This window comes from Streptomyces sp. VTCC 41912 (assembly GCF_045799175.1).
Classification (GTDB): domain Bacteria; phylum Actinomycetota; class Actinomycetes; order Streptomycetales; family Streptomycetaceae; genus Streptomyces; species Streptomyces albulus_C.
Window position 1 is genome coordinate 155,881 of record NZ_JBJMAB010000010.1, and the last position, 25,765, is coordinate 181,645.

General features: G+C 72.6%; 18 protein-coding genes and 1 pseudogene. 12 read left to right on the forward strand and 7 right to left on the reverse strand.

Translation table 11 applies throughout. The features are described 5' to 3' along the window. The first annotated feature begins 4 nt into the window (after nt 1-4). The 7 genes and pseudogenes from ACJ6WD_RS17460 (at nt 5) to ACJ6WD_RS17490 (ending at nt 9,793) form a co-directional block, all read left to right on the forward strand. The gene (locus ACJ6WD_RS17460; protein ID WP_407616115.1) at nt 5-1,711 is read left to right on the forward strand and encodes an MFS transporter; all 1,707 of its coding nucleotides are present in this window, start codon (nt 5-7) and stop codon (nt 1,709-1,711) included. Between the two features lie 303 nt (nt 1,712-2,014). Next, nucleotides 2,015-2,590 carry a Dps family protein gene (locus ACJ6WD_RS17465; protein WP_233660034.1) on the forward strand — a complete coding sequence of 192 codons (576 nt, stop codon included), beginning with the start codon at nt 2,015-2,017 and terminating at the stop codon, nt 2,588-2,590. 178 nt (nt 2,591-2,768) lie between these two features. Next, complete coding sequence (locus tag ACJ6WD_RS17470; RefSeq protein ID WP_407616116.1) at nt 2,769-4,136, forward strand: cytochrome ubiquinol oxidase subunit I; 1,368 nt, start codon at nt 2,769-2,771, stop codon at nt 4,134-4,136. Continuing rightward, nucleotides 4,129-5,391 carry a cytochrome d ubiquinol oxidase subunit II gene (locus ACJ6WD_RS17475; protein WP_407616117.1) on the forward strand — a complete coding sequence of 421 codons (1,263 nt, stop codon included), beginning with the start codon at nt 4,129-4,131 and terminating at the stop codon, nt 5,389-5,391. Before ACJ6WD_RS17470 ends, ACJ6WD_RS17475 begins: the two co-directional genes overlap by 8 nt. Continuing rightward, the gene (locus ACJ6WD_RS17480) at nt 5,388-7,124 is read left to right on the forward strand and encodes an ABC transporter ATP-binding protein/permease (RefSeq protein ID WP_407616118.1); all 1,737 of its coding nucleotides are present in this window, start codon (nt 5,388-5,390) and stop codon (nt 7,122-7,124) included. The genes ACJ6WD_RS17475 and ACJ6WD_RS17480 overlap by 4 nt, the downstream gene beginning before the upstream one ends. After that, the gene (locus tag ACJ6WD_RS17485; protein WP_407616119.1) at nt 7,121-8,809 is read left to right on the forward strand and encodes an amino acid ABC transporter ATP-binding/permease protein; all 1,689 of its coding nucleotides are present in this window, start codon (nt 7,121-7,123) and stop codon (nt 8,807-8,809) included. The genes ACJ6WD_RS17480 and ACJ6WD_RS17485 overlap by 4 nt, the downstream gene beginning before the upstream one ends. A 133-nt stretch (nt 8,810-8,942) precedes the next feature. After that, nucleotides 8,943-9,793, forward strand: a pseudogene (locus tag ACJ6WD_RS17490) (NmrA/HSCARG family protein). Between the two features lie 232 nt (nt 9,794-10,025). Here the strand turns inward: ACJ6WD_RS17490 and ACJ6WD_RS17495 are convergent. The 7 genes from ACJ6WD_RS17495 to ACJ6WD_RS17525 form a co-directional block, all read right to left on the reverse strand. Further along, on the reverse strand, nt 10,026-10,238 hold the full coding sequence (locus tag ACJ6WD_RS17495) for a hypothetical protein (protein ID WP_331247005.1): 213 nt from the start codon (nt 10,236-10,238) through the stop codon (nt 10,026-10,028). Beyond that, nucleotides 10,235-10,444, reverse strand: coding sequence for a hypothetical protein (locus ACJ6WD_RS17500; protein ID WP_331247006.1), 210 nt, complete (start codon nt 10,442-10,444; stop codon nt 10,235-10,237). Before ACJ6WD_RS17500 ends, ACJ6WD_RS17495 begins: the two co-directional genes overlap by 4 nt. Nucleotides 10,445-10,450: 6 nt before the next feature. Further along, nucleotides 10,451-10,597 (reverse strand): hypothetical protein, encoded by a 147-nt coding sequence (locus ACJ6WD_RS17505; RefSeq protein WP_331247007.1) that lies wholly within the window; start codon nt 10,595-10,597, stop codon nt 10,451-10,453. Between the two features lie 182 nt (nt 10,598-10,779). Continuing rightward, a complete protein-coding gene (locus ACJ6WD_RS17510; protein WP_331247008.1) occupies nt 10,780-11,805 on the reverse strand; it encodes a helix-turn-helix domain-containing protein in 1,026 nt (341 codons plus the stop codon). Further along, entirely contained in the window at nt 11,799-12,836 is a 1,038-nt protein-coding gene (locus tag ACJ6WD_RS17515; RefSeq protein ID WP_376439516.1) for a helix-turn-helix domain-containing protein, read from the reverse strand. Before ACJ6WD_RS17515 ends, ACJ6WD_RS17510 begins: the two co-directional genes overlap by 7 nt. 74 nt (nt 12,837-12,910) lie before the next feature. Then, nucleotides 12,911-13,897, reverse strand: a complete 987-nt coding sequence (locus ACJ6WD_RS17520; protein ID WP_233660042.1) for an alpha/beta hydrolase — start codon at nt 13,895-13,897, stop codon at nt 12,911-12,913. Nucleotides 13,898-13,966: 69 nt separating this feature from the next. After that, nucleotides 13,967-16,840, reverse strand: coding sequence for an AAA family ATPase (locus ACJ6WD_RS17525; RefSeq protein ID WP_407616120.1), 2,874 nt, complete (start codon nt 16,838-16,840; stop codon nt 13,967-13,969). A gap of 225 nt (nt 16,841-17,065) precedes the next feature. Here ACJ6WD_RS17525 and ACJ6WD_RS17530 point away from each other — a divergent pair, with 225 nt between their 5' ends. From ACJ6WD_RS17530 to ACJ6WD_RS17550, 5 genes are all read left to right on the forward strand, one after another. Continuing rightward, nucleotides 17,066-19,840, forward strand: a complete 2,775-nt coding sequence (locus tag ACJ6WD_RS17530; RefSeq protein ID WP_407616121.1) for an ATP-binding protein — start codon at nt 17,066-17,068, stop codon at nt 19,838-19,840. Nucleotides 19,841-20,969: 1,129 nt separating this feature from the next. Beyond that, a complete protein-coding gene (locus ACJ6WD_RS17535) occupies nt 20,970-22,403 on the forward strand; it encodes a molybdopterin-dependent oxidoreductase (protein ID WP_407616122.1) in 1,434 nt (477 codons plus the stop codon). Nucleotides 22,404-22,405: 2 nt separating this feature from the next. After that, complete coding sequence (locus tag ACJ6WD_RS17540; RefSeq protein ID WP_233660046.1) at nt 22,406-22,909, forward strand: hypothetical protein; 504 nt, start codon at nt 22,406-22,408, stop codon at nt 22,907-22,909. Beyond that, complete coding sequence (locus ACJ6WD_RS17545; protein WP_331247015.1) at nt 22,906-23,583, forward strand: methyltransferase domain-containing protein; 678 nt, start codon at nt 22,906-22,908, stop codon at nt 23,581-23,583. The genes ACJ6WD_RS17540 and ACJ6WD_RS17545 overlap by 4 nt, the downstream gene beginning before the upstream one ends. Nucleotides 23,584-23,872: 289 nt before the next feature. Continuing rightward, nucleotides 23,873-25,702, forward strand: coding sequence for a glycoside hydrolase family 15 protein (locus tag ACJ6WD_RS17550; RefSeq protein WP_407616123.1), 1,830 nt, complete (start codon nt 23,873-23,875; stop codon nt 25,700-25,702). The last annotated feature ends 63 nt before the right edge of the window (nt 25,703-25,765 follow it).

Sequence of the window (25,765 nt, forward strand, 5' to 3'; positions counted from 1 at the left end):
CCTATTGCTCGCACCCGCCCACGCCACCACACACCCGGTCTGGACGCACATGAAGAGCGCACCGTCGCCACCCGCGCCCGCAGAGGCAGACTCCCCGTGGGCGCCGCTCGCGGCCCGCGTCTTCCGCGCGCTGTGGATCGCCCAGTTGGTCTCCAACATCGGCAGCTGGATGCAGACGGTGGGTGCCCAGTGGCTGCTGGTCGGGGACGGGGCCGCGCTGGTGACGCTCGTGCAGACCGCCGCCAGCCTTCCCGTCGTGCTGCTGGCCCTGCCCGCCGGTGTGATCGCCGACCGGTTCGACCGGCGCTCGGTGCTGCTGGCCGCGCAGTTCGCGATGCTCGTGGCGTCCGGCGCGCTGGCCGTGCTGGCGTTCACGGACGCGCTGTCGCCGACGGTGCTGCTCGTCCTGACCTTCTTCCTGGGGTGCGGCGCCGCGCTGATGGGCCCGGCCTGGCAGGCGATCCAGCCGGAGTTGGTGGAGCGCCGACGGCTCGGCCAGGCAGCGGCATTGGGCGCGGTCAACATGAACGTGGCCCGTGCCGTGGGTCCGGCACTCGGCGGGGCGGTGGTCGCGGCGGCGGGCGCGGGCTGGGTCTTCGCCTTCAACGCGGCCTCCTACCTGGGCATCATGGCCGTCCTCCTGGTATGGCGGCGACCGCCGATGGCAGCCGCGACGGCGGGGAACGAACGGCTACTGGCCGCCCTGCATGCCGGGCGCCGCTACGTGTGGAACGCGCCCGGGGTACGCCGTGTCCTGCTGCGGACCCTCCTGTTCGTCCCCGGTGGCGCGGCTCTGTGGGCACTGCTGCCCCTGACCGCGAGCCGCTCGTTGGGCCTCGGCTCGGGCGGATACGGGCTGCTGCTGGCGGCGGTGGGCACTGGCGCGGTGGCGGGAGCCTTCGCGTTGCCCCATGTGCGTCGCGTGCTGGGGGGCAACGGCACACTCGCGGCGGGTGCCGTGGCGTTCGCCGGGGTGCTCGCGGTACTGGCCACCGTCCGTGCACCGTGGGTGGTCACGGCCGCACTCCTGCCCGCGGGCCTGGCCTGGATCGCCGTGCTGTCCACGCTCAACGCGGCCGTTCTAACCCGGCTCCCGGGCTGGGTCAGGGCCCGCGGGCTCGCCGTCTACCTGCTGGTCTTCCAGGGCGGCCAGGCACTGGTGGCACCCCTGTGGGGAGTGCTGGCCGACTGGCTGGGGATCAGCTGCTGTCTCCTGATCGCCGGTGCCGTGCTGCTGCTCGGCGCCGCCACCGTACGGCGGTGGCCGCTGCTCGACGCAGAGGGGATCAACCCCTCGCCCTCCGACCACTGGCCCGTACCTCCCCTGGTGTTCGAGCCGGGCGAGGCCGACGGTCCGGTACTGGTCTCCGTCGTCTACCGGATCCCCGCGGGGAACCGGGCCGAGTTCACGGCCCGCATGCACCGTGTGGGCCGGTCCAGGCGCCGCACCGGGGCCCTCAGCTGGGGCCTCTACCAGGACGGGAACGCCCCGGAACGCTTCGTCGAGAGCTATCTGGTCGCCTCCTGGGCCGAGCACCTCGCCCAGCACCACGTCCGGCTGACGGCCACGGACCGCCGCCACGAGGAGCAGGCACGCGAACTGCTCATGCCCGGGACCCTCCCGGAGGTGGTCCACGCCTTCGACGCCACGTCCGGACCTGCGGTACCGCATCAGGCGGACACCGGCGCCCCGGGCTCCGACTCCTGGTGAGCGCCTCCGGCAACAGCCGGGAGGTCAGGCCCTGGTCGGCGAAAGCGTCGTCGAGCTCGGAGGGGGCGGAAACCCTCACCGTTCCCCCTCGTCGGGGGGAGGTGGTCAGTCCGGTGCTCTGGCCGTAGTCCAGGGTCCCGCAGCGGTGCTGCCCCATGGCGCGCTCGCCGTCCTTCTCCGACGCCGCCCGGATCCGGTGCGCTGACGAGCGCCTGCGCGTGCACTCGCAGGCAACGCGGCCGCCGGTCCGGCACCTAGCGTCAACCGCGCACGTTGTCAGCACCACACCGCAGGAGGCACGTCATGACCACCAGCTCCAAGCCCACGGGCAGCCAGCCGTGGCTGCATCAGAAGGGCTCGGTCATCCAGGAGTTCGGGACCGTCAAGCAGTTCCCCATCGCCCTGTCCTACGAGGCGCGGATGTACTCTTCGCAGCGCCTGAACAAGGTGCTGGCGAACACCCGGGTCCTCTACGGCCTCTACAAGAAGCACCACTGGAGCATGCGGGGCGCGACCTTCTACCCGCTGCACCTGCTCCTGGACAAGCACGCAGGAGAACAGCTGGCACTCGTCGACGCCCTCGCCGAGCGCGTCCAGACGCTGGGTGGCGTCGCCGTGGGCGATCTCCGGCACGTCGCCGAGATCACCTCGATTCCGCGCCCGCCGGACGGCGTGGAGGAGGTGCCGGCCATGCTCTCGCGGCTGCTCCAGGCCCACGAGAGCATCCTCACGGATGCCCATGACGCGGCCGCCCGCACCGCCGAGTTGGGCGACGACGGCACCAACGACCTGCTGGTCTCGCAGATCGTCCGCACCGGCGAGCTCCAAGCCTGGTTCCTGGCTGAGCACCTGGTGGACACGCCTCTGGTGCGCGCCTGACCGTCCGCGCGGCGGGGCAGGCGCGCGGCGCCGGGCGCTTCCCCCGCACCGTCTGGACCGCTTCGCGCTCCGGGTGCCGCGCCCCCTTCCGTTCATGCGGCACGTCCCCGCCTCGGGCGCGGACCGGACTCCCGGTTCGCGCCCGACGCCCGTCGAACCGCTGCTCCCTGGAGTGTCCATGGCTTCACCCGACGTCGTCGAACTGTCCCGCTGGCAGTTCGCGATCACCGCGATCTTCCACATGACCTTTCCCGCGCTCACCGTGGGCCTCTCCGTGTTGCTGGCCGTCGTGTACACGGTCTACGTCCGCACCGGACACCCGCTGTACCTCCAGATCTTCCGGTTCTGGAAGAAGATCTTCGTCGTCGGCTTCGGGCTGGGCGTGGCCGCGGGCACGGTGATGACCTTCGAGTTCGGCCTGAACTGGGGGACGTACGCCCATGCGGTCGGCCCGGTGATCGGGGTCACCATCGGCATGGAGGTGATCACGGCCTTCTTCCTGGAGGCGGGCTTCATCGGGCTGATGCTCTACGGGGACGGGCGGATCCGCCCGCGCACCATGGCCCTGGCCAGCTGGATGGTCGCCTTCGGAACCCTGTTGTCCACCACCTGGATCCTGTCGGCCAACAGCTGGATGCAGGACCCGGTCGGCTACGAGAAGGTCAACGGCCAGTTCCAGGCGAAGGACTGGATCGACATCCTGTTCAACCCCGCCTTCGCCCACCGCTTCCCGCACATGCTGCTTGCCGTGCTGATCAGCTCCGCCTGGTTCGTCGGCGGGATCTCCGCGTGGTACCTGGTGAAGAAACGATCCGCCGCCCAGCCGATGGCGCGCCGTTGCCTGTCCATCGCCCTCGGTGTGCTGGGGGTGCTGATGCCCGTGCAGCTGTACGTGGGCGACGGCACCGCCGTCTTCATGGGACAGCGCCAACTGCCCAAGCTGGAGGCGTTCGAGGGCAACTGGAAGAGCGACAACAACGGCTACAACCTGCTCGTCGTCCCCGACACCGACAAGGGCGAGAACCGACTGCGCATCGGGATACCCCACCTCGGCTCCGTCATCGCCCAGGACCTCAGCGGCAGGACGACGACGCCCGGACTGCTGCGGACCCCGCCCGACGAACGCCCCAACATGTGGACCACCTTCTACGGCTTCCGCGCCATGTACGGCACCGCGCTGCTCATGTTCGGCACGGCCTTCGCGGGCGTCGTCCTGCGGATGCGCCGACGCCTGTACGACTCGCCGCGCTTCCTGAGGTGGATGGTGTGGATGACCCCGGCCGGGATCATCGCCATCACCGGCGGCTGGATCGTCGCCGAGACGGGCCGCCAACCCTGGGTCGTCTACGGCCAGTTGCGCACCGCGGACGCGGTCTCCCACCTCAGTACACCCGAAGTCGCCGCCACACTCGCCGGCTTCCTCCTGCTCTACGTCACCCTGCTGGCCGTCTGGGCCCGCTACATCGTCCGTACCGTCAAGGCCGGCCCCGAGGCACTGCCCACCGGACCCGCCTCGCCCGATGCCCCGGAGGCCCTCGTTGCTTGAGTACGCCAGCTACGCCCTGGTGCTCTTCTCGCTCGGCATGTACGTGGTCCTCGACGGCTACGACCTCGGTGTGGGGATGCTCGGCCTGGTGGCCGGCCCCGAGCGCCGACGGCAGTACGGCGAGGTCGTCGCCACTGCCTGGGACGCCAACGAGAGCTGGCTCATCCTGGTCGGCGTGGTCCTTTGGGCCGGTCTGCCCGGTGCCTACGCCGTGGTGCTGCCCGGCGCCTATCTGCCGCTGACCGTCATGTTGGTCTCGATCATCCTGCGCGGACTGGGACTGGAGATGCAGAGCGCGGCCGACCGCTACCGGCGGGGCTGGGCACTGCTGTTCGGCGGGGCCTCGCTCGCGACCACCGTGTGCCAGGGCCTCGTCCTCGGCGCCGTGCTCACCGGCCCGCACCAGCGCGGCGGTGCCTTCCGCGGCGGGGCCTTCGACTGGTTCAGCCCCTACGGAGTTCTGTGCGCTCTCGGCCTGGTCGTCGTCTACCTGTTGGCCGGGGCCGCCTGGTTGCAGGACAAGACCGAAGGGTGGTCACGGCCGGGGGTCCGACGCACCGGACGGTCCCTGCTGCTGGCCACCGTGGTCATGGCACTCGTGCTCGGCCTGTCGCTGCCGGGCGCCGACCCGCAGCGGTTCTCTCTGGGCCAGCCGGTGCGGACCGGCCTGTTCTGGCTCGCCGTGGGGGTCGCCGCCGTGGCCGGTGCCGTCGCCTGGCACGGCTTCGGTCGCCGTCCTGACTGGCGGCCGTTCGCGGCCGTGGCCACCATGACCGCAAGCGGGCTGCTGGGACTCGCCGTCCTCTCCCTGCCGGTGGTGGTACCGCCTGGCCTGACGGTCCATCAGGCGTCGAGCCCGCACTCCTCCCAGCTCTTCCTGGTCCTCGGCGTCGGCCTGTGCATGCCGTTCGTCCTGGCCTACAACATCTACGCGTGGCGGAGTTTCCGCGGCAAGTACCGCGAGCCGGCCGAAACCCCGATACCGCCGTTGCCCACCCGGAGCCGCTCGCTCCCGGCCGCGCCGACGTCCACCGGTCTGCTGCGGACGAGCGTGCGACGCGTCCTGCTCTGCGTGCTCGGCATCCTGGCCACCGCCCTCTCCCAGGACGTGTTCGGCGGCGTCTGCGACCTGATCGGGCCGATCGGCGTAACGGTGCTGGGCTGCACCGCACTGGCCGCCTGGATCGTCGGCGACCGCCGTGACGGTCGCGCCGGACACTTCGACGCGGTCACCGGAGCGGAGACCGCCTCGTGAGCGGCACCAGCGTGCTCCTGGAAGAACTGGCCGCGGACCGGGCCGACGATCCGGCGGCCGCCAGGCTGAAGGGCTGGGCGGAGATCGGCCGGCCCGAGCTGCGCCGCGCGGGGATCCTGCGCGGCGCGGCCCAGGCGGGCACGGTGCTGTGGGCGGGCGGGCTCGCCTGGGGCGCGCAACGCGGCCTGTCGGCCCTGCACGGCGAGTTGCCCGTGGCGGCCTTGGCGCTGCCCGTCCTGCTGACCGCGGCCGGAGTCGCCCTGCGCTCCGTCCTGCTGGCCGCGGGCGACACGGCAGCCGCTCGTGGCGCCCGGGAGGTACGTGAGACCCTGCGCCGCCGGATCATCGAGACGGCGCTGCCCGTCAGCGGCCCGGCCCCGCCCGACCTGGGCGAGGCGGCACCGGCCCGGGCCGTCGACGGCGAGGTGGACCAGCTGACCGACTGGCTCACCGGGTACGTGCCCGCACGGACGACCATGCTGCTCGGCAGCGGCCTCGTCCTGGCCGCCCTCGCCTGCCGCAGCTGGTTCGTCGCCCTGCTCGTCCTCGCCGCCACCCCGCTGCTGCCGGTCAACCTGAAGGTCATCGGCCTGGGCGCGCAGAGCGCCGTGCACGCCCAGCTGACCGGGATCCGCACCCATCAGGCCCGGCTGCTGGACCACCTGCGCGGGCTGCCCACCCTGGTCGGGCTCGGCGCACACGACGAGGCGGCCCGCGTGCTGGAGCGGGACGACCGGGAGGTCGCCCGGCGGACCGAGAAGGTGCTGCGGATCGCCTTTCTGTCGACCGCGTGGGTCGAGCTGCTCATCACCGGCACCCTCGCCGTGGTGGCGACCTACTGCGGCCTGGTCCTGCTCGACTACCTCCATGTGCCCGGCGTCCCGGACCGCATGGACCTGTCCGCCGCGCTGTTCGTCCTCGTCCTGGTACCCGCCTACTTCGCCCCGGCCCGGGACCTCGCCGCCGGCTACCACGCTCGAGCCCAGGCCGCTGCCGCCTGCGAGCTGCTGGGTACCGTCCTCGACGCCCGCGCGGAGCGGGACCTGCCGTCCGTCGCGCCGCTCCGGCCGGCCCGTGGCTCGGCGCCTCCGGAGGTGTGCCTGGACGCCGTGACGGTGCGTCACCCGGGCCGTGTGGCGCCTGCCCTGGACCGGATCAGTGTGCGGCTCCCACCGGCCCGATGCCTCGCCGTCACCGGACCGAGCGGGGCGGGCAAGTCCACCCTGCTGGCCGTGGCGGCGGGCCTGTCCGCCCCGTCCGAGGGGCACGCCCTGCACGTGCTCGACGGCCGGGCCGTCCCCGCCGATCCCGGCCGGGTCTCCTGGGTGGGCCAGCCGGCCCATCTGCTGCCCGGCACCCTGCGCGAGAACCTTCTCCTGGCCCGGCCCGCTGCGAGCGACGACGACTTGCTGGACGCCGCCGCCTCCCTCGGCTTCGAGGACCTCATGACAGCGCTCCCGCAGGGACTGGACACCCCGCTCGGCGAACGCGGCACCGGACTGTCCTCCGGCCAGTCCCAGCAACTGGCTCTCGTTCGGGCCCTGTTGCGGGATGCGCCCCTGTTGTGCCTGGACGAACCCACCGCACACCTCGACCCGGCGGCGGAGCAGCGGGTCCTGTCCGCGCTGCGGACACTGGCCCGCGACCGCACGGTCCTGCTCGCCACTCACAGCCCCGCGCTGCTGCCACTGGCGGACGAGGTCATCACCCTGCACCACGGGAGGGTCCGATGAACGGGACCGGCGCCTGGCGTCTGCTCCGCACGGCAGCTCCGCGCCGGGCCCTGCTGACCGGCACGCTGCTGGCCGTCGCGGCCGAACTCGGCGGTGCCGCACTCCTCGGCGTGTCCGGCTGGTTCCTGGCCACCTGCGCCGTGGTCACCCTCCAGACCAACACCACCTGGTCCTGGATGTACCCCTCGGGGGCCGTGCGGACGCTGGCCCTGGCCCGCACCGGACTGCGCTACCTCGAACGCCTGGTCAGCCACCGGACGTTGCTCACCACCACCGTGGCGCTGCGCACCCGGCTGGCCCGCGGCGCCGCCCGACTCACCCCCCGTGAACTGCGCGGGCAACGCGACGGGACACTGCTCACCCGGCTCACCTCGGACGTGGAAACCGTCGCGGGTCTGCCCGCGAACGTCTGCGCACCGCTCACCGCGGCGGTCACCACCGCGTGCCTGGTCGAGATCCTGCTGCTGTGGGCGACGCCGCTCCTGGGGACGGCCGAGCTGGTCGTCTGGGCGGCCGGGCTGACCTGCGTCCGGCAGGCCCACCGCCGGACACGAGCCCACCTGCGCACCGCCGCCGACGCCAGGTCCGCGCTCCGTACCGTACTGCTCGGCAGCCGGGCGGCCTTCGACGAACTGAGGTGCCTGGACGCCGTACCGCAGGCACGAGAGTCGGCGGCGACCGCGATGGCGGCCGTCGAATCCGCCGAGTGGGCCGCCGCCCGTGCCGAACGCCTGGGCCGGCTGGGACTGCGCCTGCTGGCCGCCGTGGGCCAGGCAGCGGTGCTGGTGACCGCTCTGTGCGCGGCGCCGAGGCAACCGGTCGCCGTGGTGGTGGGGGAGGTGCTGTTGATGGCCGCTGGGTGGGAGCTGCTGGAGCGGCTGCCCCGGCTGGTGAACCTGCTGAGCGAGGCCGGTGACGCGGCCGGACGCCTCGCGCCGCTGGCCGCCGAAGAGCCGCTCGCAAGTCCGCGGCGGCCGACCGCACCCGTCCTGGCAGCGGTCGGACTGCCGCTTCCCGGCTCGTCGGCGGCCCTCACCTCGACTCTGTCCGGGTCCGGACCGCTGCTGGTCACCGGCCCCAACGGCAGCGGGAAGTCGACGCTGCTCGGACAGCTCGCCGGGCGGATACCGGCCCCGCGCGGCACGGTCGTCCTCGACGGCACGCCCGTGCACGAGCTGCCGGCCCGGGTGGTCGCCGAGACCGTCACCCTGGTCGAGGCCGACGACTGGCTGGCCGACGACACGGTGGCGGCCAACCTCCGGCAGCCCGCACCCTCGGCCGACGCCGCCACGCTGCGGGCCGCACTGGAGGTGGTGGGTCTCGCCGCGCTGTCACTCGGCACCCCCGTGGGCCCCGGCGGGCGTCTGCTGTCCCACGGGCAGCGGCGGCGCCTCGCGATCGCGCGCGCGGTGCTGCGGCGCCCACCGGTGCTCCTGCTGGACGAACCCACCGCCGGGCTGGACCGACCCACCGCCGAGGCCCTGCTGACCGCGCTGTTCCGGGCGTTGCCGGAGACCTCGGTGGTGATCGCCCTACAGGACCAGGACCTCGCTCTGCTCGACCGGCCGCCCGTCTCGGTCGTCCGCCTCGGAGGAGAGGACCGGGCTGCCACGGGCCCGGCCGGACCTGTGGGGGTCGACCGCGGTCGAGGCGCAGTTCGGGCAGCCGCCGCACGAGCGTCATGACTGTGCGCGCACGGGGTCATGGCCTCCAGTGCCCGTCCCGGGCGAGTCTGCATCCTGAGCTGTCATACATGACGGATGGTTACGGTCGGGGCCACCGGCAGATCCGATGCCCCGCACGGAAGGGAGTTCATACATGGTGCAGGAGCCGATCCTGGTGCTTGCCGCGACGGGCGGACAGGGGGGTGCCGTGACCGACGCGCTGCTCGTCCGGGGGTCCGGATCAGGGCGCTGGTCCGCGACCCGAACCGCGGTGCCGCACGGCAGTTGGCAGACCGGGGCGTCGAGGTGGTCGCGGGTTCCCTGAGCGATCCCGAGTCGCTCGCCGCGGCCATGAAGGGGGTGGCCGGCGTCTTCGCGTTCACCACGCCCTTCGAGTCCGGTGTCGAGGCGGAGGTGGAACAGGGGCGGGCGATCCTCGCCGCCGCGGCGCGGGAGCGCGTGCCGCACCTCGTGTTCAGCTCGGTCGCCGGGGCCGACCAGGACAGCGGGGTACCGCATTTCGAGAGCAAGGCGCGCATCGAGGCGGAACTGGCCGCGGGCGACGTGCCGTACACCATCCTGGGGCCGACGTACTTCTTCGACAACGCACTCGGTGGAGCGGAACGCATCCACGACGGCGTCCTCGACTTGCCGCTGCCGCCCGATCGGCCGTTGCAGCAGCTCGCCCGCCCCGACCTCGGCGCGTTCGCGGCGGAAGTGCTGCTCACCCCGGCTCCGTACGTCGGACGGCGCATCGAATTGGCCAGCGACGCACCGACCCCCGCACAGATGGCGGCCGCGCTCGGCGAGGCACTGGGGCGGGAGGTCCGCCACGAGTACGTCCCGCTGGCGGCCATCGGCAATGCGGACATGCACGCGATGTGGACGTTCCTGAACGGTCCTGGATATCGCGTCGACATCCCCGCACTCCATGATGCCCACCCGGAGATCCACTGGACCGGCTTCGCCGACTGGGCGCGGCGCACCTGGGCGGCCAGGGGCTGAAACCGGCCGCCCACGTGGCGGCCGGCTCGCCGGGCCATGCGCACGCGCAAGCCCGGCGAGCCTTCCCATCGCCCCGATCTCGTGGGGGCGAACCCGGGCCCCACGTGGTGCCCACCCACCGGCGGAGAACGTACTGGCGCACCCGAGCCCCTGTGCACGAAGTCCGCGTGACGCCAAGGGAGTTACCGGGCTGAGCGAGTCCGGTCTGCGGCAGATCACCTCATGCCGTCGGTCACCCGTGATCGCCGTTCTGATGCAGTTCGGCCACGTAACCGCCGGGGAACCTCACCACGGCGTTGGAGCGGCCGTGGCCGGTGTACGGGCCCCACAGCACCTTCGCCCCCGCCGCCTCGGCCTTCCGCAGCGTCACAGGGAGGTCCGTCACCCCGTAGCCGGTGGTCTCCCGCCCGAACGGGTAGGGGAGATGCCCGTCGGTGACGCTCACGACCGTGTTGCCAACGGGGAGCGGATGGCGATCCGGCGATACGTCTCCTCGGGCAGGCCGATGTCACCGCCGTTGGCCGCCCGGTGATCGGAGACGACCCGCCCCCCGGTGAACCGCAGATAGGAGCCGAGGAACTGGTTCACCGAGTCGGCCGTCAGGTAGACGCGGTTGTCCGGCACGGACTTCAGGGGCTGGTACGACGGCACCAGTTCCTACTCGGTCTTGCCGGGCGTCGGTGTGACGGTCGTCAGGACCTTGTCCATGTGCGTGCCGCCGAAGGTCGCGGTCCAGCTGGCGGCGAACGCGTCCACCGTTCCGGGGGTGACGTAGACGTGCGTGGTGTCGTACTGGGGTCCCACCGCCGTGGTCGAGTCCGGTGCGGCGGCTGCCGCGTCCCGAGCCGAGGACGGCGCCCGGATCCCACCACGCTCAGTGCCACCGTGAGGGCGAGCAGCATCCGCGCCATCGCCTTGCGCTGCATTTCCGTTCCTTTCCGTCGGAACCGCTTACGGCGCAAGCTAGGCGCCGAGCGCGGGAGCGGTCAGGCCGACCGTGCACGGGGTCTTGCCCTTCCGGGAACGGGTCCGGCCGGGTGTCGGGTCCCCAGGTGCGCAGCGCGCCACTGCACCGGCGACATCCCGTACATGGCGCGGAACGTCCGGCTGAAGTGGGAGGGGTTGGTGAAACCCCAGCGGGCGGCCACCACCGCGATCGACCTGTGGGGTGCGCCGGTCCGGGCGAGTTCCTCGCACGCCGACTCCAACCGTCGCGTCCGGACCCAGGCATTGACGGTGGTGCCCTGGAGCTGGAAGAGGCGGTGCAGGTAGCGCAGGGAAATGCCGTGCTGGTCGGCGAGGTCCTGCGGGGTGAGTCCGGGGTCCTGCAACCGGGCCTGGGCGGACGCCGTGATCCGCTCCCACAGCGCCGGCGCCGTTCGACTGCTGGCCTGCTCCAGGGCCAGCGTGGCCAGGATCTCCGCCGCGATGCGGGCGAGGTGGTCGCGTCTGGTCGCAGGGGTTCGCATGACCTCGTCGACGAGCCCGCGCAGCAGCGGCAGCAGCAAGGCTGCCGCCCCCGCCCCGGACTCGTCCGGCACGGTTGCCGTCAGGGCGGACAGTTGCCTTTCCTCCAGCCGGAGCAGGGCGCGGGGCATCATGAGGACCCGGGCCCGCTGCCGCGCGGGCAGCACGATCCGGTACGGGCGCCGTGCGTCGTGGAACGTCAGCCGGCCGGGCCGGAGTTCGGCGGTGCGGCCGTCCTGCATCAGCAGTGCGGTGCCGTCCAGTTGCAGGCGTACCAGGATGTGGGCGCTGGGGTCGGCGGCCACCGAGCGGGCGCTGCGCAGGATCGTTCCCGGGCCGAACTCCTCGGTGGCGATCTGGAGCGCGCCCAGGCGCTCGGCGGTCAGCTCGCCCGCCCATGGGCGGCCTCTCTCCACAGCGACCTCGACTCCCGCGAAGACCTGTGACAGCGCGCGTTCCCAGGCGGCTGCGCGGTCCCCTGGAGCCAGGCCACGGGTGGAGAAGGACACCCCTTGGCCGGGGGTGGTCAGCGATCCGGTCAGCACGCCGCTGCTCCCGTCCCCCGGCTTGCGCGCTCCCGGTCGAGCCAGTCCGTGGGAGACAGGCCGAAGGCGCTGCGGAACGCCCTGCTGAACCGGGCTGGGCTGCTGAAACCCCAGCGTCTCGCGATCTGGCCCAGGCTGACCGATCCCGGTGCCTGCACGACGAGTTCCCGGCGGCACTCGTGCAGCCGCAGCTGCCGAATCCACTGGCACACGGTGGTGTCCTCGGCCTCGAACAGCCGGTGCAGATAGCGCACGGAGATGCCGTGTGCCTCGGCCACGGCCCGGGGAGTCAGGCCGGAGTCCGACAGCCGCCAGCGGATGAAGGTCTTGATCCGCAACAGCAGGACCCGGTCGGCACCGGGCAGGACGGCGGGGTCCTCGCCCAGCAGGTCCGCCGCCGTGGCCGCCATCAGGTCGAGGACGCCCCCGGCCAGTCGCTCGGCCACCGGCGTCCGGTACGCCTCGGAGGTGTCCGCCAACCGATCCAGCAGCGGGGCGAGCAGGGCGGGCAGACCGCCGTTCGGGCGCACGGCCCGCGCGGTGAGCTGCCGGACGTCGGCCTCCGACCGCCCGAGCAGGATCCGCGGGACCGCGAAGATCCTCAACTGGAACCGTTCGGGGAAGGCGGTGCGGAAGGGCCGGACGGTCTCGAAGAACCCGATGTCGCCGGCCCTCAACTCGGTTGTGCGACCGTCCTGTTCGACCTGGGCCCGACCGGTGCTCTGCAGCGCCACGAAGACGTCCCGCCCGTCGCCGCGGGCGATGAGGCGCGGCGAACGGTGGACGCGTCCCGGATCGCATTCCACCGTGGTGATCCGCAGGTCCCCCACGTGGTCGGTGCGCAGGGTCGCGTCGTAGGTGGGGCCGTCGGTGGCGATGTCCATTCCCACCAACGTCGCGAGCACGGCGTCGTGCCAGAAGTCCAGGCTCTGGTGCGGCGGAACCGAGCGCGTGCTCAGCACCCGGGCCCGGCTCGCGTCGGCGGCCGGAGCCCGGCGTCTCTCCTCGTAGGGGCCGATCACGGTTGACATGCTGTGAGCATGCTGTGAAGGTGCCGATCGGCGCATCAGTCGGTCGACTGGTCACCGGACCCGTTCCGCGCCCGTCAGCGCAATCGGGCGCGCAGGAAGGCGTGGCCGGTCACCAGGGCTGCCCGGGCGGGTGCGCTGCCGTGCAGGGCGTGCAGTGCCACGAAGTCGTGGATCGTGCCGAGGAACCGTACGGCCGACGCCTCGACGCCGGCCGTACGCAGATTGCGCGCGTACTGCTCGCCCTCGTCCCGGGCCACGTCGGCCTCGGCGGTGACGACCAGTGCCGGCGGCAGCCCCACGAGGTCCTCGGTCAGCGCCCGCAGCGGTGACGCGGTGGGCTCCTGCCGCAGGTCGGGGTCCGTGACGTAGCGGGCCCAGTACGCGCGCAACGCCCGGCGGGTGAGCAGGTATCCGGTGGCGAACTGCCGTTGTGAGGGGCTGTCGCAGCGGGAGTCGGTGAGCGGGTAGTAGAGCAGTTGCGCGCTGAGCCGCGGACCGCCCCGGGACTTCGCCAGCATGGTCACGGCGGCGGCCAGCGTGGCCCCCGCGCAGTCGCCCGCCACCGCCAACCGGTCCGGGTCCAGGCCGAGTTCGTCGGCCCGGTTGACCACCCAGGCCAGCAGTCCGTAGCACTCCTCCAGTGCCACGGGGTAGCGGGCCTCCGGGGTGCGGCTGTACTCGGGCACGACGGCGCACGCGCCCGTGCCGTCGACGAGCTCGCCGATGACGCGGGCGTGGGTCTGCGCGTCCCCGAGCGCCCACCGGCCGCCGTGCAGGTACAGCAGGGTGGGGAGCGGGCCGGACGCTCGGGTCGGGCGGACGGTCCAGAAGCCGATCAGCCCGGAAGGGCCGACGGATGCCACGCGGTAGACGGCATCCACGTCGAGGTCCTCGAACCGGTCCACCTGGCTCTCCCTGAGCGCCTGCCGCGCGACCTCCGGGCCGAGGTCGTCGAGGGACGGGGGAGCGGCGGACGCGGTGAGGAGCCGCTGCACCAGGGGGTCGAGGAGGACCGGGGTGTGGGAGTCACCGCCCGGTGGGTCACCGGACGCTCCCGGCATCACCGGCTCTCCTCAGGCTGGGCCGCGCCGCTCGTCGGCAGGTCGGTACGGAACCGCCCGGCCCCCACCTCATCTGTCCTCAAGGAGGTCTCGCAGTTGCTGGCGGCGGCTGACACCGAGCTTCGGGTAGACGTTGTACAGGTGGGAGCCCACGGTGCGCGGCGAGAGGAAGAGCTGTTCACCGATCTCCCGATTCGACAGGCCGCGCGCGGCCAGCTGGACGATCTGCCTCTGCTGTCCGGTCAGTTGCTCCAGCATGCCTGAAGCGTCGGGGGTGGGAGCCGCTCCGCTGGCGCGCAGTTCGCGGGCTGCGGCTGTGGCGAGGGCGCCCGCGCCCAGGCGCTCGGCGGTTTCCAGCACGGTGGTCAGCTGCTGACGCGCCTCGCGTGTCCGCCTGGAGCGCCGCAGCCAGATGCCGTAGTTGAGGCGGACGTGGGCGCGTTCCCACGGCCACCGCTCCGCCTCGTGGTTGACCAGGGCGAGGTGGAAGTGCCGTTCGGCGTTCTCGTCCGGTTCGACCAGGGCGGTGGCATGGTGCAGGAGCAGCGTCATCCTGGTGCTCGTGCGGTCTCCCTGCTCCGTGCGGAGCCGGGTCAGAGCCGGAACGATCTCGTCGGTCCGGCCGGTGCGTTGGGCCGTGACCGCGAGTTCGGCGATGCTCCGGGGCGACAGGACGGGGTGCAGCGGCGATCCGTCGTCGGTGAACAGCTCGCGCAGGTGCCGCCAGCCGGTGTCCCAGTGCCCCAGCGTGATGGAGGCCAGTCCCCGAGCGCGCAGCAGCCGGGCGTGGGTGGCTCGGTTCTCGTCCAGGCAGACGGCGCGCCAGATCGAGGAGGTGAACCAGGGCTCCGGCGGCACGGTTCCGCGCAGTGCCCGCAGGGCCAGGTCCTGTGCCTGGAGATCCGCCTGGAGGCGCGGCAGGCGCAGCACGGTGGCCTCGGCCGTCGCCTCCCGGATCAGGGCCTCGGCCTCGGCGAACCACCCGATGCCCACGAGGGTGTCCACGAGGGCGGAGACCGTCCAGCCGCGCACGCCGAAGGCCCGAACCGCCCCGAGTCGGGCATCGGTCTCGCGGAACTGGCCCAGACCCACGTCCGCCTCGTCCCCGAGGTAGGCGGCCGAGTGGAGGGCCGCCCGGCAGGCAAGGGCGCTCAGGCCGTCCGGCGGCGTGCCTTTCGGAGCCAGGCCCACCGGCGAGCGTGTCGCGGCGTGTGGCCGGACCACCGCGGCGACCAGCGCGTCCAGTGCCTGTCGCACGGCCGGCCCGTCCAGGCGGCCACACGGCTCGGTCGCCGGAGGCCGAGGCCCGTCGGCACGGTGGGGCTCCCGGACCGGGGTGGTCTCCCGGACCTGGTCGGGCTGCCGGACACGGTCGAGCAGCATGGACAGGCCGGTTCGGTGTTCCGGCAGACCGGACTGGACGGCGATGCCCGCCGCCACCGCCGTCAACGCGAGCGCGACGGGGCGGCCGACCAGCGCAAAGTGCTCCGAGGCGTCGACCAGCAGAGCGAAGGCTTCCCGTTGGGAAGACTCCAGCGACAGGACCGATGCCAGGGCACCGGCGGCGACGCAGACCAGTTCCGGGTCTTTCGAGCTCTGGACGAACCGGCCGTGCAGGTCCTTCACCCAGCCGGGATCCCCCACCGCCTGCGCCGCCACCAGGGCTTCGGCCAGACGCCGTGCGCGTTCCCGCCGCTGTGGGCTGAGCCGGGCCGCCTGCTCCAAGGCGCGCGCGGTGCTCGCCGTGTCCCCGTGCCGCCATGCGGAGTCCTCAAGCGCGGCGGCCACCGACTCGCTGGTGCACAACGCCGCCGCGGCCAGGTGGTGTGCTCTGCCCTCCGGCCGCGCAACGGCCGCGGCGAGGTCCAGGTGGGCCTGCTGCCGCTCACCCGCCGGATGCCGTGAGAACGCGGCCGACCGTGCCAGCGGATGCCGGAAGACGAGGCGGTCCTCGACCAGCGAGACCAGACCGGCCGCCTCCGCCGGGGCCCACACCGCAAGGTCGCCGGTGTCCAGGGCCGCCATGAGGGAGGCGACGCTCTCCCCAGGCTGGGCGGCCGCGGCGTACAGCAGGGCCCGTGCCGTCTCCGGGGGCAGTGCGTCGAGTCGTGCCGCGAAGGCGTGTCCCGTCAACGGGCGCCACACCGGTGCGTCGGCGCCGCCTCCCGCCCGGGAGGCCGCGGGCAGACCGCGGCTCAGTTCCACCAAGGCCAAGGGGTTGCCTTCGGCTTCCTCCAGGATCTCCAGCCTGCGCCTTCCAGCGGGCGGCGCAGGCTGTCGATCCAGCAGCGCCGCGGCCGAAAGAGCACTCAACGGGCGCAGATGCAGATCCTCCGTGCCGGGGGGAAGGTCGGGCGGGGGCGTCTCGCCGCGTGCGGTGAGCAGAAGCCTGACCGGGCGCCCGGCCAGGAGCCGGATCCCGGCGCACAGCCCGTCGAGGAAGGCGCGGTCGCAGGCGTGGATGTCGTCCACGCACACCAACACCGGCCCGGACGCCGCGAGTCGAGCCAGCAGGGCCAGCAGAGCGGTCTGCACCTGCTCGTCGTCCGGTCCGCCATCCTGGGAGGCGGGACTCAGGGCGGCGCTCAGCACCCGGCCGTGTGGGGCGGGCAGGTCGGCCACGTCGTCCAGGACCGGCACCAGCAGTTGCTGCAGACAGGCGTGCGCGTGCCGGTGGTCCGCGGCCCAGCCCTGCGCCGACAGGACGAGCGTGCCGTCACCGGTGGCGACTTCCCGGGCGTGGCGGAGCAAGGTCGTACGCCCGATCCCCTCCTCCCCGAGGAGCAGCAGCGCCTGGGGGCTGCCGGGTTGTCGCGTCACGCACCGCAGGATCCGCTCGATCTCACCGTCCCGACCCAGTGGACGCAACTCCGCCGTGCGGCAGTACCCGTGGGCGGCCCCCTGGCCGGCCGTCGATCGGGATGGGTGGACCGTCATGCACATACTCCGGAACTGCTCGGCTGCCCACGGCTGTGGGCGTGTTCCCTGGCCGTGCTCATCATCGGGGGAGCGAGGTCGCCACGCTTCTGTCACATGACCGGTCGTCCGCCGTCACGGGTCCTGACCGGCGCCGGGACCGCGGCCGGCCGGGGACGGCCGCGCGCGTGCGACCGACCGCGGGTGGCAGGATGGCCGGCGCGTGATCACCGGTGCTGGAGGAGTACGACCGTGGTGCACATAGGCCCCAATTACCCTGCCGATCCGGGCATCCTGGGCAGATCCACCGAACTCTCCCGCCTTGAGGAACTGCTCGTAGCGGTGGACGGAACCGGTTCCCAGGTGCTTGTGCTGACCGGGGAGCCGGGAGCGGGCAAGAGCACCCTCGTCGACTGGACCGCCGAGCGGGGGCGGGCCCGCGGACTGCGGATCCTGCGCGTCCGGGGCAGCGAGGGCGAGGCCGGACTGGGACTCTCGGGTGTCCACCAGCTGCTGCATCCGCTGCTTCCCGGCGACACCCTGCCCGCCCGGCAACGGGCCGCCCTGGAGCGCGCGTTCGGACCGGCCGCGACGCCGGACGAGGCGGTCCTCGACCAGTTGTCGCTGTGCATCAGCGTGCTCGCCCTGATCGCCGACGCCGCCGCACGCCGGCCTCTCCTCCTCCTGGTGGACGACGCCCAGTGGCTGGACTTCGGCTCGACGGACGTACTGGGCTTCCTCGCCCGGCGCCTGGAGGGCAAGCCGGTGGTGATGCTGCTCGCCGCCTGCGAGGACTCCGTGCCCGCCCGCTTCGACCGGGACTTCCCGCAGGTGACCGTGGGCCCGCTGAGCCGGGCGGCGGCAGGGCTGCTGCTGAACGCCCAACCGACCCCGCCTCGCGGCAGGACCCGCACCCAGATCCTCCAGCAGGCCGCCGGCAATCCGCTGGCCCTGATCGAACTGCCCAGAGCCCTTGCCCGGGGCCGGACCGGGCCGGACCAGGAGGGCGGAGCCGCCCTGCCGCCCACCACCCGTCTGAAGAACCTGTTCGCCGCCGACCTCCCCGGGCTGCCCGAACCCACCCGCGAGGCACTCCTCTTGGCGGCCGCAGCGGGCACCGGACACCTGGCCGACCTGCTGCGCGCCGCCCCGTCGGCGGACGTCGTCCAGGCGCTCGCCCCCGCGGAGCGCGTCGGGCTGGTGCGGATCGAGGACGGCCAGGTGCTGTTCCGCCACCCGTTGGTGCGCTCGGCCATCTACCACGCGGCCTCCTTCGCCGAACGCCGTCAAGCTCATCTGGCGCTGGCCTCCGCGCTCACCGGCGCACCGGATCGCCGCGCCTGGCACCTGGCCACCGCGGCGACGGGTGAGGACGCGGAGGTCGCCGACGCCCTGGCGGAGAGTGCCGAACGTGCCCGGGCCCGGGGCGGATTCGCGGCGGCCGCCTCGGCGCTGGAACGCGCCGCGCAGCTGACCCCGGCAGCGGAGCTGCGCGCCCGGCGGCTGCTGGGGGCCGCACAGGCCGCCATGTTCGCCGGCTATCCGCAATGGGTCGGCGAGCTCAGCGGCCGGGTCGGCGACCTGACCGAGGACGCCCGGCTGCGTGCGGAGGCTTCCCTGCTGGGCGGCTGGGCACTCGGTGTGACACTTCGTCACGACGACGCACTGACGCTCCTGTTCGACGTGGCCGAAGGCGCCGCCGTGTCAGCACCGGACCTGGCGCTGGGCACCCTGGGAACCGCCGCGACGTCCGTCTACCACTCAGGGAAGGCGTTCCACCGGGCCGAACTGCGCCGGATCGGCGCCCTGGTCGACGGAACCGGCCATCCCGCAGCCTTCGCCTGGACCCGAGCGGCCGTCGATCCGCACCGTCAACGGTCCCAACTCCTACGTCTTTTGCGGGACGGGCTGGCCGACGTGTCACCGGAGTCGACGGAAGACCTCACGGCGCTCGGCGGCACGGCCTGGATCCTGGACGAGACCGAGCAGGCCGTTCGCCTTCTCGGCCGGACCATGGACGTCCTACGCCGCGCCGGCAGCATGGGCACGAACGCGACCGTTTCGCAGGCGCTGGCCCTCGCCCTGTTCGAGAGCGGTGCATGGACGGCGGCCCAGGACGCGGCGGACGAGGCGTTCTGCATGGCGACCGAGGCGGGAGCCGACAACGTGACCCTGGGCTCCTGCATCCTGCAGGCCAGCCTGCGCGCACTGCGGGGGGACCATGCGACCGCGCGGACGCAGGCCATGGAAGCCGTTCGAGGCTTGGACCTGCGCGGGTCCCTGGGCCTCCAGGTCAGGCACCGGCACGCCCTGGGCATGGCCGCGTACGTCGCCGGTGACCACGCCGACGCCTACGAGCAGCTGCGCGCCGCCTTCACCCGCGACTTCCGGCCCGTTCCCGTCCACTACCACGCCTCCGCCTACCTGCTGGGCGACCTGGCCGCCACGGCGGTCCGCGCCGGCCGGACGGATGACGCCCGCACGGTGGTGGAGGCCCTCGAAGACGGCCTGGAACCCGACAGGTCACCCCGGCTGGCCGCCGTTCTGCACCGGGCCGCCGCTCTGCTGAGCGCGAACGAGAAGGCCGAGGACCACTTCCGGGCCGCCCTGGCCGACGGCGTCACCGACTGCTGGCCCTTCGAGAAGGCGCTCACCCGGCTGGACTTCGGCGAGTGGCTGCGCCGGCGCCGCCGCAGCGCCGAGGCACGCCCGCACCTCAACGCCGCACTGGAGTGCTTCCAACGGGTCGACGCCCGGCCCTGGGCCGATCGCACCGCAGCGGAACTTCGAGCAGCAGGAGCCCCGAGGGCAGCGGCGACGGCGTCGAGTGCCGCGGACGCACTCACCGCGCAGGAACGGCAGATCGCGGAACTGGCCGCCCAGGGCCTGACCAACCGCGACATCGCGGCCCGCCTGCACCTCTCGCCCCGCACCGTCGGCTACCACCTGCACAAGATCTTCCCCAAGCTGCGCATCAGCGCCAGAGCACAACTCCGCGACGCCCTCTCGCAGGACCCGCCGCGGTGACCGGCCGCGGTGCGCACGCCCCGGGCGAACGGCAGCACCCTCTGGGCCCGCCGGCCTGTCCGGATGGCGGGCCGACACTTGACTGCTCAGGCGGTGATTTCCGTCGCGCAGTTCGCCGTCGCCGCTCGGGTCCTCTTCCCCGCCACGGAGGCCGTTCTCCTGGTCGTCGTGCGGGCCGATGGTCACCGGTGCGCTGCTGCCGCTGCTGCACGAGGCCACGGCGCCGCGCATCGTCCACGTCACGTCCACGACGGCGTCGTTGAGCCTGATCAGCGAGCCCGGTTCACCGCCGGCCACCGACTACCTCCAACGCCGCGACCCCGGGCTTCATCGCCACCGATCTCAACGGCCATACCGGCCCCCGTACTGCGGCGGAAGGCGCGCGGGTGGTGGTCGACCTGGCAACGCCGCCGCCGAACGGCCCCAGCGGCGGGTTCTTCAACGAAGACGGCCCGCTGCCCTGGTCACACCTCCCCTTGCAGCCGGACGGAGGCCGGGCGCGAGGAACCCTTGCGAAGGTGCGCGCCCGCCGGACAGGCGCGCACCTTCGTCGTCAGCGGTGAGGCCCCTCAGCTCGTTGCCCAGCCGTTCCAGATCGTCGACGAGGGAGCCGATGACCTGTTTGTGCCGCCCCGAAGCGCGGGCGAGTTCGCTGGCCCGGATACCGCCGGCACGCAGGTGAGCGAGAACGGCGCCGGCGCGGCGCTGCCCGCGTACTCGGCCACGGCCGCCGGATACGACACCTACGTCGCCGTGGACGCCTCCGGCACCTTCAGTCAGACCAAGCGCCAGGCGGGACCGCTGAAGCCCAGTTGCCGCCTGCCACAAGAGCGGCCCGTCTGGTTCCCGGTACACGGGCGGCGAGCGACTGACCGACGACGCGGCGGCTGGACACGTAGCTCATGCACGTCCTGGCCCAGCTCCAACGTGCGGTCCGAGTCCACCTGATGGTGGTGTACGCGATCCGGTGGGTGGTGCGGTCGGGTGACGGACACCCGCATGCACGTCAGATTCGGAAAGCCGGCACGATCTGTGCCATTTTGTCGCTGACGACTTCATGGGCACCGATGGCGCGGTGGGGTTCGATCCACCCCTTTCGGGAGTCGGCCCGGGACAGAGGAGGCGACCGATGGGCAGTGGCGGACGGCCGCCGGCCCCGGGCTCGGGTGGGCCGCAGGACCCGGGATCGGACGAGGAGCATGCGCAGGGGCGTCTTGAACGCGTTCGCGCTGCCGTGGCCGCGTGGGGCGCCACGGGGGCCGCTCGTGCCCGGGCCCTCGTGCGGCGGGTCGAGCAGACTCCTCCGCCTCCGGGGCCGTTCCGTCCCGGCTTCTGGCGCAGTCCCCTCCGCGGACCCTGGCTGACATCCGTGTTCGGCCTGGTGTTGCTGATCGGCATCCCGTTGATCTTCGTCACCGGGATGCTCTCCTACGCCGCCTACAACCCGGGACTCGACCGCATCAACGACCAGACCCCGGACAAGGGCCTGTTGGGCTTCTACCTCTTCGACTGGCCCACTCATCCCTACTGGCTGTACCGGTTGACCCAGGGCGTGCACGTGACGCTCGGCGTGGTCCTCCTGCCCGTACTGCTGGCCAAGTTGTGGTCAGTGATCCCGAAGCTGTTCGAGTGGCTGCCGGTCCGCTCCGTCGCTCACGCACTGGAGCGGTTGTCCCTGCTCCTGCTGGTCGGCGGGGTGATCTTCGAATTCATCACCGGCATCGCCAACATCCAGCTCTTCTACGTCTTTCCCGGCTCCTTCTACACCCTGCACTTCTACGGCGCCTGGGTGTTCATCGCCGCCTTCGTCGTCCATGTGAGCCTCAGACTCGGCCGAATGACCCGCGCCCTGCGCTCCCGCAGCCTGGCCGCGGAACTGCGCAGCGACCTCGCCCACACCCGGCCCGAGCCCCCCGACCCCGACGGCCTGGTCCCGACCGCTCCCGCACCGCCGACGATGACCCGGCGCGGCGCGCTCGCCATGGTGGGGGGCGGATCGCTGCTCCTCCTCGTGGTCACCGCAGGACAGAGCATCGGTGGCTGGCTGCGCGACACCGCCCTTCTCGCGCCGCACAACCGTGCTCCGGGCAGCGGCCCGAACGGCTTCCAGATCAACAAGACGGCAGCTTCGGTCGGCGTCACCCCCGCGCACGTCGGCCCCGCCTGGCGGCTGGAGATCCACGGCCCCGGTCCGACGCTGGTCCTCACCCGCGCACAACTCCTCGCGCTGCCCCAGCATGCCGCCGCACTGCCGATCGCCTGCGTGGAAGGATGGTCCACCCCCAACCAGCAGTGGAGCGGCCTTCGGCTGGCCGACCTCGCCGCCCTGGCGGGCCTCCCCGACGCCGGGAGCGTCCTGGTGCAGTCCGTCCAACCACCCGGCCCCTACAGCTCGGTGGTACTGCGGGGCAACCAGATCCACGACCCTCGATCGCTACTCGCCCTCCGCGTCAACGGCGCGGACCTCTCGCTCGACCACGGCTTCCCGGCCCGTGTCATCGTCCCGGCCAACCCCGGCGTGAACAACACCAAGTGGGTGCACCGGCTCACCTTCAGGACCTGACCATGGCGCGCTTCGTCCGCTGGTACGGCTCCAGCCCCCTCCACCTTCTCGTCCTGATCGCCTCGTTCGCCATCACCGGCTACGCCATGGTGCGCCTGTTCGCCGTCCGCCCACTTGAGGTGGCGATCTGGTTCGTCGGCGCGGCGATCCTCCACGACCTGGTCCTGCTGCCCCTGTACTCGCTCGCCGACCTGTCGGCACACGCTGTCCTGCGGCATCGCGCCACCCGCATGCCACAACCACCGTGGATCAACTACCTGCGCGTGCCCGGCTTTCTCTCCGGTGTGCTCCTGCTCGTCTGGTTCCCCCTCATCTTTGCCTTGTCGACCCCCTACCCGGGTGCCACCCGGTTGTCCATGGACGTCTACCTCGGCCGGTGGCTGGCCATCACCGCCGTGCTCTTCGCCGCCTCCGCCGTGGCCTTCGCCGTCAAGCTCCGCCGCGTCCGGCGGGCCGCCCGCGCCGACGAGGAACGACCTGCACCGGGTCGCGACGCTGCACCGTGACGACCGACGAGGACGACTCGCCCTGCGCCAACGGAGACCCTTACGCGCTCGCCCTTCGGGCCGGCCGCGGACCGGTGTACCTGCGGCTGGCGGACGGGTGCCGGATCCGGATGCCGGTGCATCGCTGGTACGCGCGTCCCACCGAGGCCGACGAATCGGTGCTCGGCCGCTGCGTCGGCCCCGTTCTCGACGTCGGCTGCGGACCGGGCCGGCTGTGCAGGGCGCTCCTGAGCCGCGGAGTCTTCGCGCTCGGCGTCGACGTCACCCCCCGCGCGGCGGCCCATGCCATCGCCCGCGGCGGAATCGCTCTGTGCCGATCGGTGTTCGACCGGCTGCCGGCCGAGGGAGGCTGGCAGACCGTCCTGCTCATCGACGGCAACATCGGCATCGGCGGCGACCCGCGCGCCCTGCTGGCCCGCTGTATCCAACTCACCGCCCCGACGGGGCTCCTCCTCGTCGAGGTCGACCCCGACGAGGTCGAGGAGCGCTGCACCGCCCGGTTCGAGGACCTCCATGGCCGCGAGGGCCCGCCGTTTCCCTGGGCACGTCTGGGAGCACCAGCGCTCCACAGGATCGCCGAGGGCCTTGCCCTCAGCGTCACCGACCAGTGGAGATACGGCCCCAGACGCTTCCTCGTCCTCGGCCGCCGGGACTCGACCTCGGGACCTCGCTGATGAAGCCGGGCCGCCGCGCCACGCGGCAGCGGGGAGACACGACGGATGCCGACCGACCGCCCAGCGCGGGGCGCGGCAGCACCCGGCCGTGCCACCCGGTCGGGGCAACTGTCGGCAACCGGCAGGTGCGATGCGTCGATCGGGCTGATTGCCTGGAGACGAATCGGCTGTTCAGGGAGGCTGGCATCCATCGCACCCGTCAGGCACCTGGGGAGACCTGCGGCCCAGGCAACTGCCCACCTCGTCCCGGCCGGGACTCGTCCGGCCCACGGTGGACGGACTGCGACGCATGAGTACGCGGCCGATCGGTGACCACGCCCTGCTGTCCGACTGCCGCTCGGCCGCGCTGGTGACCTCCGACGGCTCGGTGGACTGGCTGTGCCTGCCCCGGTTCGACAGTCCGGCGATCTTCGCCCGGCTCCTCGACGAGGACGCCGGCCACTGGTCCATCTGCCCTGCCGGCCCGGTCGACACCAGCCGCCGATACCTCAAGGACACCCTCGTTCTGGAGACGGTCTTCCGCACGCCCGGGGGCACGGCGGTCCTGCGGGACGCCCTCGCCCTGGGACGGCGCGAACGCGGACACGCGCTCGGCACCGCGTCTCCCGGAACGCTCCTGCGGCAGATCACCTGCACCGAAGGGCGGGTGGACGTCGAGATCGCCTACGCGCCGCGCCCGGAGTTCGGACTCGTCCACCCCCTCCTGTCAGCCGTCCGGGGCGGGCTCGCGGCGTACGGGGGCGCCCACGTTCTGCTGCTGTCGAGCCCCGTCGACCTGCGGGCGAGCGGCTCCACAGCGCACGGCCGAATCCCGCTCTCGGCCGGGCACCGCCTCGGATTCGCCCTCCACGTCGTGCCGGCGTGGGAACGGCAGTCGGTGGGCTGGCGGCCGGGGCGGATCCGGCACCGCATGGCCGACACCGTCGAAGGCTGGCGCTCCTGGTCGAAGCTCCACCGCGGCTACGTCGGCCCCTGGCAGGACGAGGTGGGTCACAGCGGACGCGTGCTGCGCGCCCTGACCTTCGCTCCCACTGGGGCCATCGTCGCCGCGGCCACCACCTCCCTGCCCGAGAAGGCGGGCGGGGTGCGCAACTGGGACTACCGCTACACCTGGGTCCGCGACGCGAGCTTCACCCTGCAAGCGCTCGCCACAGCCGCCTGCGAGAAGGAGAAGAACCGGTTCTTCGACTTCCTCGCCCGGGCCGCGGCAACCCAACTCGACCGCGGCGTCGACCTGCAGATCATGTATGGCATCGGCGGCGAACGTGATCTGAGCGAACGGCTCCTGCCGCACCTCACCGGCTGGCGCAACAGCGGCCCCGTTCGGATCGGCAACGACGCCTGGCGCCAACGCCAACTCGACGTCTACGGCGAACTCCTCGACGCCGCCCACGAGTGCCTGCCACCCGGGGAGCGCCTGGACCCGCCCACCCGCGCCTTCCTGGTCCAGGCGGCCGACACCGCCGCCCGTCGCTGGACCGAGCCCGACCAGGGCATCTGGGAGCGGCGCGGACCAAGCAGGCACTTCCTGCACTCGAAACTGATGTGCTGGGTCGCCCTGGACCGCGCCATCTCCATGGCCTCCGCCCTCCAGGCCCACGAACGCGTGCCCCACTGGCGCCACGAGCGGGACAACGTCCGCCAAGCCATCGAAGAGCGCGGCTGGAGCCCGCGTACGGGCGCCTTCACCCAGGCGTTCGACAGCGACGAACTGGACGCCTCGGCGCTGATGCTGCCCATCGTCGGCTTCCTGCCTCCGCAGGACCCTCGCGTCCAGTCCACCGTGCTCGCCGTCGCGACCCAGCTCACCGACCGCAACGGGCTTGTCCGCCGCTACCTCGGCGACGAGATCGACGAAGCGGAAGGAGTCTTCCTGCTCTGCACCTTCTGGTTCGCCCACGCCCTCGCCCTGACCGGCCATGTCATCCGGGCACGGCAGGTGTTCCAGGCCGCACTCGCGCACGCCAACGACGTCGGCCTGCTTGCCGAGGAGGCGGACCCCGCCACGGGAGAAGCCCTCGGCAACTATCCCCAAGCCTTCAGCCACATCGGACTCATCAACGCCGCCCGCGCCATCCGCGACGCGGGGCAGCAGCACCCACCGCAAGGAGTCGAGTGAGGCCGGTCCCCGCCGTGGCTCGGGGACCGCCACACGTACACCGCCGGGGCGGACCAGCGTGGA

Excerpts from the sequence above, each read along its gene's own strand:
- ACJ6WD_RS17525 (WP_407616120.1), bottom strand. The coding sequence starts at position 16,840 with ATGTGCATGACGGTCCACCCATCCCGATCGACGGCCGGCCAGGGGGCC.
- ACJ6WD_RS17535 (WP_407616122.1), top strand. The coding sequence starts at position 20,970 with ATGGGCAGTGGCGGACGGCCGCCGGCCCCGGGCTCGGGTGGGCCGCAG.
- ACJ6WD_RS17540 (WP_233660046.1), top strand. The coding sequence starts at position 22,406 with ATGGCGCGCTTCGTCCGCTGGTACGGCTCCAGCCCCCTCCACCTTCTC.
- ACJ6WD_RS17485 (WP_407616119.1), top strand. The coding sequence starts at position 7,121 with ATGAACGGGACCGGCGCCTGGCGTCTGCTCCGCACGGCAGCTCCGCGC.
- ACJ6WD_RS17520 (WP_233660042.1), bottom strand. The coding sequence starts at position 13,897 with ATGCCGGGAGCGTCCGGTGACCCACCGGGCGGTGACTCCCACACCCCG.
- ACJ6WD_RS17470 (WP_407616116.1), top strand. The coding sequence starts at position 2,769 with ATGGCTTCACCCGACGTCGTCGAACTGTCCCGCTGGCAGTTCGCGATC.
- ACJ6WD_RS17465 (WP_233660034.1), top strand. The coding sequence starts at position 2,015 with ATGACCACCAGCTCCAAGCCCACGGGCAGCCAGCCGTGGCTGCATCAG.
- ACJ6WD_RS17515 (WP_376439516.1), bottom strand. The coding sequence starts at position 12,836 with ATGTCAACCGTGATCGGCCCCTACGAGGAGAGACGCCGGGCTCCGGCC.
- ACJ6WD_RS17550 (WP_407616123.1), top strand. The coding sequence starts at position 23,873 with ATGAGTACGCGGCCGATCGGTGACCACGCCCTGCTGTCCGACTGCCGC.